The organism is Pedobacter sp. MR22-3 (genome assembly GCF_026240075.1).
Lineage (GTDB): Bacteria > Bacteroidota > Bacteroidia > Sphingobacteriales > Sphingobacteriaceae > Pedobacter.
The window spans coordinates 236,542-249,421 of sequence record NZ_JAPIVF010000005.1 but is presented as its reverse complement, the minus strand read 5'-3'; the positions used below and the strand labels follow the sequence as shown (position 1 = coordinate 249,421).

Below are 12,880 nucleotides of genomic sequence, written 5' to 3'. Positions count from 1 at the left end.
GCCTAACGCTCAAAAGAAACCGCTTCGCTGACATTTATATTGTGATTTCGTGAAATATAGTCCTCCAGGGAAATCATGCTCCTTTTCATCACCTCTGGATTTTCGGCAGCAATCTTCATCGCAGCAGAAATGTGACCATAATCTGAATACTCCTGTTTCATATTAATATCGAGCAGGTCTTTAAAAGTACCGGCATCCATATCCTTTACCCCGGTCATAATATCCTGATAAAGCTCCCTTTTATCCTTTAGCACAAGGAGGGCATCTGAGGAATACCTGCCAAGTGGACCACCACCAAAGCCGACGCTAATGTTATCTTTTTGAACATCCGCTATTGCAATTACACCTATCTGACCCTGTCTGGAAACAGGATCTGTTGTCAGCTGAGGATTTACCACCACAAGCCGGCCGGTTAATTCTTCCATAAAAAATTGATTTTAAGATTGAAAAAAAATAGTTAGTTTATCTCTTCATACCGCCTGCCATGGAGGCTTTGGGACTTTCCCCATTTTTTGGGACGGTAGCCTCGGTTCTGAATTTTTTAACCAATACCTGTATTTCATCATTTATGCGCATGAAGTTTTTACGGAGAATCTCATCCTTTTTCCCTGCGAAATCATAATACAACGGCATATCAGGGTAAGCTTTTTCCTCTGTAGCTATTGCCTCCATATCAAGGTTCACCCTGCAGTTGATCGCCGAGGTATCAAATTTTCCGGTATATTCTTCTACCGCATCCGCTGCAAGCATACCAACGAGCTCTCCGGCCTTCAATGATGCGATCTTACCTGCAGGAATCAGCGATTCTAGTTTTTCCGAGAGCGACACCGATGTCTTGGTTCTATCAATGGACAAGCTCTCTGACTGTTGCTTAACTTTCCCAAAAAGCCGCTCCAGCCATTCGAGCGTTTCCTTGTTCCTTACCGAGCCAGAAAGTACATTCCCTACTACCGAGGTAATGGTGGTTGCGGTATCCTTTCCATATTGCTGCTGAAACTGTGGAAGCTCCTGGAGTCCCATGAGAACCGCTACCTTATTTGATCTGGCAGTGGCAATTAGATTTTCAATGCGGTGCACAAATAAGGTTGGCAGCTCATCGATAATCAAGGCCGAGGGCCGGTTTCCTTTAGAGTTGATAAGCCTGGTCAGCCTGTTGAGCACTACAGAATAGCAGGCGGAATTGATATTCTGTGTATTGGGGTCATTGGCAAGGACTAATATTGAGGGCTTCGCCCGGGATGAAATCTTTAAGTTGAAATCATCCCCGGAAAAAACCCAGAACGTCTCTTTAGTAGCTAAGCGGGAGATGAATACCTTTAGCGTTCCGATCTGCCCTTCTAGCTGGTTGAAAGCTTTAGCCTGCCATGCAGTGGCAAATGGAGAAAGTAAGCTTCCAAGCTCAGGATTGGAAAATAGCACCGAAAAAATCTGCTCATAACTGCAGTTCAAAAATGAAAGTACGTGCGGAAAAGTAGAATACTTCCCTCCCTGGTACTGAGAAAAGAAATAAATGCAGGAGGAGAGAAAATTTACCGCACTCTGGGTAAAGAACTGATCGCTACCACCGGATTTATCCCCTTTTTTCAAGGCTTCTACCAGTGCTTCCGCTGTTTCGCCAGCATCGGCCAGCGTTACTATGTAATCTGGTCTTAATACATTTATTCTCCTGCTCCGCTCTACTTGGGTTAAGTTGATGACATGAAAATCAAAGCCTGAGAGCCTGTCCTGCTTTTTACCCAGCAGGTAATGGTAATAGGCGATCTGACCCAGGTCGGGAAACTTAAAGTCATAACAGCAGATACAGAATTCCTTAAAGACAAGCTGGCGGATAAAGGGCATAACAATGCCAAAACTCTTGCCCGAGCCCGGGGTCCCGATCAAAAGCGTTCCGCGAAAGATGTTCTCTATGTTAATGAAGCCCGAATGTACTTTCTTGCGGTAATAAAAAAGTGAGGGGATGGTAACTGCAAATGGTCCGTTCACAGGCTTTCTTGCCTGCATAAAGGATTCTTCTTCGGTATTCCACTTATCCTTACCTAAAGAAGAGCTGATAATCTTGGAAACATTGTCCATCGCTAGGTGCACCAGGATCGTCCCTATCAACAATAAAGAGATATACCCGATATCCTGCCAGCTGGTCAGATAAAAAACCGCAGTCCCCTTTTCACCGAAAAAAAAGATACTGGCCGCCATTAAGACTAACCCCAACACGAGCGGATAAATGATCGCTGTTTTAGCATCAAGATCTTTTTCTTTTTTGCTCAGTGTCCCGATTGAAACCAGCGAGATAAGCAACAACGAGAAAAACCGGCTGTAGAGCGGGTGTTGGTAAATAATAATCCGTGACATACGCACCAGAAACCTGGCGAGCCCGATTTTCTCTGCACCAGAATCAGTTAACAGCTTAGTTGCATAGACAAACATGAGCACATCTAGCAAAAGGGCTAGATAAATGGCAAACTGAAGGAAGCGGTGCAGGCTCTGTTGTTCCTTGCTTTCTTCCATAATGAAACATTAAAAGGTGTCGGCGTTTAGGATATCGGAGTAAGTTAATGAAGCGCGAAGATTTCTTCCGGAAATCTGCTTTTCCGATAATTCAATACTGAATTCCTTGTCACCGGGAAAGGTGGTTTTTTTAAGGATATAAATATTACGATAGGATTTCGAAAATCTTTCAAAGGGATAAAGCTGAAAGACCGGCTTTAACTCTATGGACTGGACATTGGTGGATTTATTGATCTTTCTGTCGGCTATCTTAAACCTCAGCTCGTCGACATCAAAGATGAGATTTGTGGAGTTCTGGAAGCTCAGGTCAAGAAGGATGCAATCGCCAAGGGTATAAACCCGGTTGACAACCAGAGATATCCCGAAGGCTGATTCTTTTTTAATTCGGGAATCCCCTCTGCGCTCTAGCAGGGAAAGTGCATTGCTCTTCATTTCGTTCTGTGATAATCCTATCCCCGAAATATCAATGGATCTCATATAGGTTGGCAGGATATCGATTTGTGTGGAAACCAGCTCGGGATTGGTAGGCGATAAAAAGGAGAGTCTGTATTGTGCAATAAAGGTTTCTCCGACAATGGTAACCAAGCCAGCATCGCCGCTGGTACTAAGATTGGCAACAGAGTCTGGAATCGCCTTGATCCTGAGAATGTTCTTTTTCGGAAGGTCACCAATCAGCGAACTGCTGGATAGGTCTACATAGGAAATTTTCTCTGGCGAGATGAAATGGAGTGAAACTGAACCCGATATTCCGATTACCGGAATATCGGCAACGGTAACTGAGTGTGGCACTTGCGCATAAAGAGCCAGTGAGCTCAGGAAAATCTGAGCTAGGAACAATATTTTTTTCATGAAATTCTAATAAGATTGTTGTTTTCTTTTAAGCTCATTGGGATCAATGAGATAAACCTGGGTATTGTATCTGACCTTGACCTTATTGGACCTGATCAACTTGTTTACCGCTGTTGTTGTAGACTGGAACATCTTGGAAAGCACCCCCATAACGAGTTGATTGTTTTTTTCCGCCATCTGCTGGATGGTAATCCCTTGCGTGCTTGAACTGCTCATGTCCCTGGTAAATTCGCGAAAGGCGGATGATGGAACATAAATACCGGCCATTCCATCGTTGTCATAAACCTGAAGATTTACTGGCAGAATTTCCCCGCCATGGAATACAGATGAGATCACCAAGGATACCCTCTGGGCAGAAAACCCTGAAATAGTTGCATAGAGGTAGGTACCTTTATGGATCATAAACTTGCCGGCCATGATATCATCAGTCAGCCGTACTCGCAGGCGTGATCCTGAAAAGCCGGTAATATCCTGATCAATGATCGCAGAAATAGGGCATTCGCCATCTCCTGAAACTATGGTATTGAACGCCCCCGAAACGCCAGGCGATCTTTTGACCGGAATGATCTTCCTGCTTTTGGCTTCTGCTTCGGCCAGTTTCAGAGCTCGTTCTTTTTCCATATTCTCCCTTACGGCGGGATCATTAGCTTTCCCCATACTGTCCACAAGAGCCATCTGCGCCCGAAAAAGCTGCATGGGATCGGATGGGTTTTTAGAGTTATCAACCTCCTTATTCACCCTGTTCTCCTGCATTTTTATCTTCGAGAGTGCCGAGGCGAGTGCGATGTCCTGCTCGGTTTTGGAAGGGTTCCGTGACTTTACAAATCCCTGTCCTGCCGCAGAATATCCATGGCTCACATTTTCCGGTCTGCCTGGCATAGCATATTTTGCCTTCATTACCTGGTCAATGGAATCTAGGATACGCTTTTCCCTCAAATTGTAGGATGAGCTTACTTCTGCAAGCTGCTGGTTTTCTTCACCAATACTACCAACAGCAGTGTATCCATCGGCCTGCTTGAATTTATTTCTAAAGGCATCCAGCTTTCCCGAAAGCTCCTGGTTTCTCACCTGCTCGGAAACATTTGCCACGTTGGTCTGTAGCGAATCTCTTCCCAGGACTATTTTACCTTCTTTTCCAAAACTGCTTTTATAGACATAAAAGAAGAGAAAAAGAAAAGGCAGACAGATTATGGGAAGCGCGTACCTGGGCTTTTTTAGATCTATTTTTTTCATATATTTTAATTAATTCTTCGTGTGGCCGGCACGCTCAAGCTCGGCTACCATACTGACCATGAGCAGGCTGTCCTGGCTATTTAGCGTTTCCTTGGCCAATAAAACTTTCAGCGCTTCCCTAATTTCCAGAGTTCTTTTAAGCTTACTTACAGTTGTTCCTATCTCGCTAAGTCCGCTCTCAACTTTTAGCAGTGCTTTTTTTTCTACAGGGGCTTTTTTTGATTCCATTCTCAGCAGCGTAAAGCACAAGAGAAAGGAACTGGCTAGTAGCAGCACCATAGAAGAGAAGATAACCTTCGGATATTTTTTGAAAAAACCTGATATGGAGGCCAGGAGGCGTTCGATCAGATCAGAGAACTCATTTCTGAGCTCTGAAAACACAGTTGTCTTTTTCATTGGAATGCATTTTTATCTATAGTTGAAATATCCCTGTTCTCTAATGTCTTCCATCTGGTAATTAAGACCGCGTGGGGATTATTTTCAGATCTTGTTTCAAGATCGACCAAGCTTCCCTCCGTGGTAAGCGAGCGGGTGACGCTTGAGCTTCTCCTGTCTATTTTCTGGGTACCATAATACCGGAAATACATTCTTTTTTCATCTAAAAAAATAGAATCGGTGCGGAGCGTGAGTACAGCAGAGGAGGAGAGAATAGAGGTAAAAAAACCTTTTTCCTTCAGGTTATTATACTGAAGGGCACCACTTTCATCAATAAGGTACATGGCCTGTTTCATCTGATATTCTATGAACTTATCATCTGGTACCAGTGAAAAGAAAAGAGAATGGAATTTTGCAATATGTGCCCGGTATTCTGCTGCTCTGTTTAGCTGCACATCGGTCTGTTTTGCCAGGATTGGTGTTCCCGAGGGGTCAAGAATATAAATACTTTTACGAGAATCCCTAACATATCCATAGGCAAAAAAAGAAACAACAGCGACTACCGATAGACAGAGCAAAAAACTTCCCAGCGAAAGGAATGTGGCCAGACGGATTTTGGATTCGATACTTTTTATCATCATCTCTCTATCCTCCCATTATCTGTCCAGCAACCCTGGTCATGCTTGATGCACCTCTTCCCATAGAACTTGCGGCAGAAGACACACCCGATGTGGATACTATCCATGTTGAAATGCTCGGCACGGTAAGCATAGTTAGTGCACCGATGATAAAGGTTACGATTACCATTCCAAAGGAGAGAACTCCATTACTAGCAAACCAGCCGAGCTTTTCAAGGCTTGCCCCTCCAGTCCCAACAAGCTCCTGATAACGGGTAATTTCCGCCTCAAGTGCATAATGCTGGAAAAGGGACGCTACATACATCACCAGATATGCAATCCCTGAATAAAGGTTGACCGAAATGAACCTGGCAACCCAGGTCGAAAAGGAATCCCTAAAAGCTGGTAGAATGGAAACAGCTACTGAAAAGGGACCTAGAATGATGAGTATCGTGGAAAAAATGATCTGGATGATAAAGATTATGTAAGTACATATCCTGAGTATCCAAATCGCTAGCGTTTCCAAAAGAGAGGTAGCCAAAAGCTGCAGCCCCACCTCCAGCCGGTTTCTCATTTCCACTATCGGGTTCCAGACTTCGGAAAACCCTTCCTTTACCGAAGACTTAACAGATTCCCATGCATTTTCATACCAGGTATCCGCTTCTGTCTTTGCTGTCTGCGTCTCGGCCTGAATTTTATAGAGCTGATCAGAAACCTCTACCATGAGCTTCGCCCGCTGTAGCCTGAGATCATTGATCTCTGCCTGGCTGCCATCGAACATTGCTGAGGTATTCTGTTCTACTACATCGGTTGGATACGCAAGGACCCGGGTAAAGATGCTCCACCATAGAATCACCATGGTCAGACCGAAAGGACGGAGCAGCGGCATAATTTCAAGCTGTTTATCCCCGGAGATCATTTCATAGCTTTTGATAGCAAAAAAGATGAGCATAAAAATTGCCGCCAGTGCCTGCGCATCTGCAATAAAGGCATCATAATGAGTCCAGATCGTACTTTTCATCTCATGCAGAAAATGCATCATCCCCTCTTCATACACGCCGTTGCCCTGAAGAAAATTAAAAGTGTCCTTGAACGAATCGGGCACTGCCTGCACAAAAAAACCGGCTGTGCCGGTTATAACATTTAAAATATCCATTGCTTATAGTTTTGATTTTTTAAGAATATCATTGGCAATCTGGATATCGCTCTTTGGGGATGCTGGTCTATGAACTTCACCGGCCCGTAACTTCTGGACAGATGAGCGGATAGAGAGATAGGTTTTTGCCCTGGATTTCTTGGTTTCCCAGCTTGCCGAGAGTTTTCTGAATTCAGATAGCATCCTGTGGTAGGCCATTATCCTTGATCCCCGGTCTAAGGTAGTCGACCTCGCGATTTCCAGCCTTTCAAGAAGTGCACTGCTTTCCTCCCTGTACCAGTCAAACAGCCCCATAGAGATTATGTATTTCTGTTCTGCAAGCGAAAGGCCTGCAAGCATATCGGCATCTGCCTGATTTAATAATCCTTCAAACTCGTTGCGATAGTACATTAGCCAAAGGGGATCGGCAAAAGAAAGTGCCGAAGAATAATTGGATGCCTCGCTCAGCGCAGTATTGCGTAGGGTATCCGCATACAGTTTGTAGAGATTATCTGTGTTCTGCATGGCAGCTGCCAACATCAGCCGTTGCGTTTGTGGACCGAGCGGGCCAAGGGGTCTTAGATCCGTTTTGGGATAATTGGGGTGAAGCGCCCAGGTAATCCAGTAATCTGGATTAAGCCCCAAAAAACCTGGTTTGGGCGTAAACTTATCCGCATCCCATTGCTTGAAGACCATTCGTTCCTGCTGGTAGGTAATGTGTTTGTCGGTAATTTTCTTCTGTGCCCAGAGGAGCGTTGAGAGCAAACAGAGGAAAAGAAGCAAAAAAGGTTTTTTCATGGTTTTAAAAGTTTTGATTTGAATAAAATATCACTCCCGAGACGCAGATCCTGATTGATAAAGCCCTGATAGGGATTAAGCGAACGGAAGACTCCATTCATTTTTGCCCAGTACATGGATTTTTTCATGCTGAATACCAGGGCACGGATGACGCGGAGCTCTAGGGCAATTTTCTTAAGCAGCGCATCGCGCTTTTCGAAATCCATGAGGACGTTTTCGCCTTCCTTCAATACAAAAGCAGAGACTTCTGAAAATAGGTTTACCCCCCTATCTTTTACCTGGCGGGAAACCTCTTCTGCAAAAAGCAGCAGATGGGGATCTGATTTGGCGATATCAATCATCCCGGCACTTTCCGATGAAATCTCGGCAACCAGTGAGCCGATCTGTCTGACCGCGATTGCTGTTTTGAGCCCCTGATCAACTTCTCTTAAGGAAGACAGGATTAATGACTGAACCATAACGACCGCGCCCAGATTGAGATTAATATCCGAAAGGCGGTTGTTGATCGTATTTAAATAACTGTTATACGTATTTTCAGCTGCCAGACGTACTGCTCCATTTTCATTTACGATATTAAAATGCCCGCGGTCAAAAACTAGCCTTTGAGCTTTACTACGATAATGACCAATCAGCATTAAAAAAATTAAAATAAGCAATTTCATAACATCAGTTTTTTAGGATATCTTTTTTTCGCAGCATTTCATCTACCAATTTTTTATCGGTATTGATAAATTCTGAGAAAGGGTTTAGCTGATTGAAGACCTTTTTTCTTGAAGAATATTGAAGGGTTACCGCCAGTCCTGTGGATGCCCCGGCTATCAGGCGGAGTTCAGTGAGCACATGGGAAAAAAGCATTTTGCGGTCGCTCTGCTTCATCTGGTTGATGTCTTGCATAGAAAGAGCAAGTCCGTACAAAAAATTCAGCAGTTCATGTGCCCGATCCCCCATATCCAGCTCTGCCTGTATGGCCAGAACGGAAAGTACAGGATCGTCCTTGCATAAATCAAAAATCATCCCCTGGCTTTCGGTAATATCAGCAATCAATGGATAGGCTTCGATTCCGATCTGCGCCGCATCAATGGCAAGTCCCAAAGTCTTGAACCGGGACTGGATATCCCTGTATTTATTCTTTAATCTTACCATCAGGGTTTTGTTTGCCTCCTCATTTGCAGTGGATCCCGCCTGCCTGTCCCTCGCATCAGACTGTTTTCCGTGTTCTGTTTTGCTATTACCCACAAGCTGGTGCAAAAGCCCGACATTCAACTGCGCATGAGCAGCCATTGATATCAAAATCATAGCCGTGAAAAATGCTGCGCTTTTCATTGCTTGAGCCTCTTGGCATTCCTGATAATATCGTCCGCTATGCATTTATCAATATTGATATATCCTGCATAAGGGTTTAGGGAATTTAAGATTCCGCGCTGCTTTGCCCAGTACATCGTACGGTACATGCCGTAGGCCACTCCCCGGAGGATGGTAAGTTCTGTGACGATCCTATTGAGAAGCTTTGCCCGTTCACCGGAATCCATCAGTACCTCCCTCCCGTCTTTTAGTACAAAAGAGCTAACCTCGGTAGCAAGGTTGATCGAACGGGTTTTGAACTCCCTTGCGCCACCCTCAGCAAATAGCAGTAATACTGGGTCACCAGAGGCTAGATTAATCGCCTTATTCACATCAATAACAATATCCTGAGAAATCTCATAAATATCCTTAACGGAAAGCAGAGACCTCATTAATCCTGAAACCTCAGATAAGCCTCTGTAAATAGTGGACTGAAGGTCATTTACAATTCCAAGCTGACCAGTTACCGCGAGCTGTGCCCTTTGCACAAGAGTAAGGTTGTCGCTGGTTCGGGACAGACCGCTGTTCATCACCCCTGCATGGGCGGCCGTGGCCGCAGCGGTTGTTGGGTCAACGTATATTTGTGCGGAGGCCGATTGCACGAAGATTCCAAATAAAAAATAGATGAATATTTTTCGCATAAAAATAGAATTTAACTTGTGATCGATGAATTGACTTTCTTGACAAATTCGGGAAGAGAGATTGCGCTCATTTTCATATCGGCAACGAAATGTTCCAGTCCCAGAGGATAAGAACCGTAACGCTTGACATAAGATTCGACAGCAGTCTTTTCGGGTTTTTCGGTTGTGAAGGTTAAATACTGAAAAAGCGACACTTCAACGCCATAGACCTCCCCTATACTTCCGCGCTTAATGTAAACCTCCTTGAATTTCCCGCGTCCGGCCTTATTTTCAAGCGCATTGATGGTAAATATCTTTCGCTGCTCTACCTCACTGAGCGCCAGGAGCTTTGCTACCTCTGCATAATTCCCCCTGAACTTGGATTGATCGAGCAGGCAGATGGTGTCGGAACTGGCCAGAATGGAATCCTTTATTACAGCATTTCCGATAATATCGCCCAGTTCCTGCGTCACCACAATTGGCTCTCCCCAGAATTTCCTCATCGTTTTATAGAGGTAAAGAATGTAGTTAGCCATTAGCGGAGATGCGATTGCCTTCCACGCTTCTTCCAAAATCATCGCTTTTCGCTGGCCTGTACGGTGCCTCATTTTCTGCAGTACCAAATCCATAATCACCAGCGTCACGATTGGAAAAAGAACCCTATTTTCCTTGATTGAATCAATTTCGTAGACAATAAAACGCTCTGTAAAATCTGAAAGATCAGCGCTTTCGTTGAGCAGCCTACCGTACTCTCCGCCAAGACAGAATTTTTTAAGTACATAACGGTACTCATCAAGATCGAAACTGATCTTCTCATTTTCCTTGATCTCCGAAATCTTAACGATCGAATAATGGTAGAAAGAATCAAAACACAGCGCATAATCAGCCTCTCCTAAAAAGAAGTCTGAATAGTAGGCCGAGAGTACATTTGAGAAAACCGTATCCTCAATCTGCGATACGCTTCCCTCTGCACCCTTTAAAAGAAGTCCGATAAGTGTTTTGAGGAAATCCTTCTTTTCGATGTTATATTCTGCTTCAGAAATAAGAAAGGGATTCATCGTGATCGGATTCTCCTCGGTATAGGTGTAATACTTTCCTCCAAAATAATTGCATAGCCCGGAATAGGAATGTCCTACATCAACGATCACGATGTCGTAATTATAAAGCATATACTGTTCAAGCAGGCTGTTCATAAAAAAGGATTTACCAGTACCAGAGCTGCCCAGAACAAATTTTGAACGGTTGGTAATCCTGCCAGATTCCATAGGAAGATCTGCTGGATCTATGCCTACAGGGATTCCTCTCCTATCGGTAAAGCGCATGAGAAACTTGGAGGGCTCATCCCGCATCAGCCGTTCCTTGTAGAACAGGCAAACGGCCGCATCCGAAGTGGTGAGGAACCAGTCGTATTTTTTCAGTTCCACTGCATTTCCAGGCAAGGCACTCCTAAAGAGTTCCATCTGGTTATAGGCATTCTTGGAGGGGATAATCCCCTGCTGAAATAGGGAAGCTTCAATAAAGTTACAGCTGGTATCCAGAAGTGGAAGTTCGCAGCAGACCAATAAAGAATAGTGCGCATTGACGAGCAATTGGTTTTCCCTTGCCACATCGATGAGCAACTTATCGATATCCTCCACACACATCTGATTGGCTGGATCAGGAACTCCGGAATGCCGCTTGCGCTTCAGCTGCAGTTTGTTCAGGGTAATGCCCTGGGAAGGAATTTCAATTAATTGGTTATAAACAAGACTTTCAATACCCGGAACTGATGACAGGAAAGAAAGGTTGTCCATCGGAAATTCCTGTAGTCCTTTTCCGTCGTTCGCCATTAAATATGGCCCAATGGATTCAGGCATGTCAATGGAATCGATATTGACCAGGCTCATGCAGCGGATCACCTTTTTCCCAATACCTATTTCAGTATCCCCGGCCCTTAAGTTATTGAGCGAAAAATGGTCTGAGGAGAAATCCATGGCAAGCATCCGCGAAATATAGCGTTCTATCTCACCCTGGGGCAGTACTTTTGGTGATACCGATGCTCCTTTCAATAGTTCACAGACCTTGGCAATATTGGATACAAAATCCAAAAGGGCTTTCCTGTCATAAACGTACATTGCCCTTCGTTTGACCTGACGGGTTATAACCAGATAACTAGAGTGCTCAATATATTCCCTCCCTGAAAAATGCTCATCGTATTTTTGCTGAAGGGGTTCACTTTGCACTTTCGCCTGATAAGTTCTTTTAAAGAACACATCCTGTTTCTGAATGATATACCCTTCACTCAATATCTTGATCACATTGAGAAGCAGAAGATGAAAGGCCTGGTAGCCTGCCGGATCAGCGGAATAAATAAGCACCGGATTTTCGATAGAAAGAATTACTGAAAAATCGCCTGACTCACCATAAAGAACGGAAAGTCCGCCTATCTCTTCTATTCCGGCATATGGCAGTTTAAATTCCTGTTTTCCCATAACCTCGCCTTAAATAAATACGATGAATGAATATCTCCCTGGATCTGGTCTTATCATGAAGACCGGATGCCTGCTTGGAATATGTGTAGAGAAGCCCACCGGCTATTGAAAGAATGGTTAAGAGGCCACCGATATACATATTGAGGAGCGCACCGGCTAGGCCTCCGGTGACCAGCCCAAGACCTAAGGAAGAAATGCCATAAGCAATATACTTCCCCTTGAAACCCCGATAAACGAGGGGCTTTTGAAGCCCCTTGTAAACTGGATACATCCTCATGCTATACGCCAAAGAAAGCCTTGATCACTACCGATACCAGAACCAGAAAAAGGCAGGAACCTCCCCAGCCCATAATTTCTTTGTTGATGTCCTGATCTCCGGAATTCCATTTGATGTAGACACGTACCCCGCCGATAATACCTACCACGGCACCAATCGCAAGGGTGAGTGTAGAAACCGGATCTACATAAGAGGTCAGCGAGGAAGTCGCCGCATTAATTCCTGTTGTTCCTCCCCCAGTCTGGGCGGAAACTGCCTGCACTAAACCCAATAGCGCGGCCAATGACAAAAGTCTTTTGCTTTTTCTTGTCATAAAAAAATTGATTTAAATTGAATAAAATTGTATTTACAGTCCGAAAAGACCGCGCACTAATACACCGATGAGAGATAAAAAGAGGCATGAGAAGAACCATCCCATAACCTGCGCGTCGATGTGGTGCTTGCCCATCTGCCAATTGGCATAAACCCTAAGCCCACCTAGGATTCCTGCGATTGCGCCAATAACCAATACCAGATCCGAGAGCGAAAAATACCAGCCTTTCACCTCTGCAGAGGCGGAATAAAACTCTGAGATTCCTGGTTGAGCATTAGCGGAAAAAGTAAAGAGCAAAAAAAAAGCAACTGACGCTGCCCTTAAAAAGAATAAAGAAAACCTCATG

General features: G+C 44.4%; 14 protein-coding genes. All 14 read right to left on the bottom strand.

Going from position 1 to position 12,880, the window contains the following annotated elements; translation table 11 throughout:
* Positions 1 to 2: 2 nt before the first annotated feature.
* The 14 genes from OQ267_RS13615 to OQ267_RS13550 all read right to left on the bottom strand — a co-directional run bounded on the left by OQ267_RS13615 (position 3) and on the right by OQ267_RS13550 (position 12,879).
* Positions 3 to 425, bottom strand: coding sequence for a hypothetical protein (locus tag OQ267_RS13615; protein ID WP_265836348.1), 423 nt, complete (start codon positions 423 to 425; stop codon positions 3 to 5).
* Positions 426 to 462: 37 nt separating this feature from the next.
* Positions 463 to 2,505 carry a type IV secretory system conjugative DNA transfer family protein gene (locus OQ267_RS13610; RefSeq protein ID WP_265836347.1) on the bottom strand — a complete coding sequence of 681 codons (2,043 nt, stop codon included), beginning with the start codon at positions 2,503 to 2,505 and terminating at the stop codon, positions 463 to 465.
* A gap of 9 nt (positions 2,506 to 2,514) precedes the next feature.
* Complete coding sequence (locus tag OQ267_RS13605) at positions 2,515 to 3,354, bottom strand: DUF4138 domain-containing protein (protein WP_265836346.1); 840 nt, start codon at positions 3,352 to 3,354, stop codon at positions 2,515 to 2,517.
* 6 nt (positions 3,355 to 3,360) lie between these two features.
* Entirely contained in the window at positions 3,361 to 4,587 is a 1,227-nt protein-coding gene (gene traM, locus OQ267_RS13600) for a conjugative transposon protein TraM (RefSeq protein ID WP_265836345.1), read from the bottom strand.
* Positions 4,588 to 4,596: 9 nt separating this feature from the next.
* Positions 4,597 to 4,983, bottom strand: a complete 387-nt coding sequence (locus tag OQ267_RS13595) for a hypothetical protein (RefSeq protein WP_265836344.1) — start codon at positions 4,981 to 4,983, stop codon at positions 4,597 to 4,599.
* The gene (gene traK, locus OQ267_RS13590; protein ID WP_265836343.1) at positions 4,980 to 5,603 is read right to left on the bottom strand and encodes a conjugative transposon protein TraK; all 624 of its coding nucleotides are present in this window, start codon (positions 5,601 to 5,603) and stop codon (positions 4,980 to 4,982) included. The genes OQ267_RS13595 and traK overlap by 4 nt, the downstream gene beginning before the upstream one ends.
* Positions 5,604 to 5,607: 4 nt before the next feature.
* Positions 5,608 to 6,735, bottom strand: coding sequence for a plasmid transfer protein (locus tag OQ267_RS13585; protein WP_265836342.1), 1,128 nt, complete (start codon positions 6,733 to 6,735; stop codon positions 5,608 to 5,610).
* Positions 6,736 to 6,738: 3 nt separating this feature from the next.
* A complete protein-coding gene (locus tag OQ267_RS13580; protein ID WP_265836341.1) occupies positions 6,739 to 7,512 on the bottom strand; it encodes a hypothetical protein in 774 nt (257 codons plus the stop codon).
* Positions 7,509 to 8,174: a hypothetical protein gene (locus tag OQ267_RS13575; protein ID WP_265836340.1), complete on the bottom strand. Its 666-nt coding sequence runs from the start codon at positions 8,172 to 8,174 to the stop codon at positions 7,509 to 7,511. Before OQ267_RS13575 ends, OQ267_RS13580 begins: the two co-directional genes overlap by 4 nt.
* A gap of 4 nt (positions 8,175 to 8,178) precedes the next feature.
* Entirely contained in the window at positions 8,179 to 8,808 is a 630-nt protein-coding gene (locus OQ267_RS13570) for a hypothetical protein (RefSeq protein WP_265836339.1), read from the bottom strand.
* Between the two features lie 23 nt (positions 8,809 to 8,831).
* Positions 8,832 to 9,494, bottom strand: coding sequence for a hypothetical protein (locus OQ267_RS13565; protein ID WP_265836338.1), 663 nt, complete (start codon positions 9,492 to 9,494; stop codon positions 8,832 to 8,834).
* 11 nt (positions 9,495 to 9,505) lie between these two features.
* A complete protein-coding gene (locus tag OQ267_RS13560) occupies positions 9,506 to 11,944 on the bottom strand; it encodes a TraG family conjugative transposon ATPase (protein ID WP_265836337.1) in 2,439 nt (812 codons plus the stop codon).
* Positions 11,945 to 12,222: 278 nt separating this feature from the next.
* Positions 12,223 to 12,534, bottom strand: a complete 312-nt coding sequence (locus tag OQ267_RS13555) for a DUF4134 domain-containing protein (RefSeq protein WP_056095071.1) — start codon at positions 12,532 to 12,534, stop codon at positions 12,223 to 12,225.
* A gap of 33 nt (positions 12,535 to 12,567) precedes the next feature.
* On the bottom strand, positions 12,568 to 12,879 hold the full coding sequence (locus OQ267_RS13550) for a DUF4134 family protein (protein WP_265836336.1): 312 nt from the start codon (positions 12,877 to 12,879) through the stop codon (positions 12,568 to 12,570).
* Between the last annotated feature and the right edge of the window lies 1 nt (position 12,880).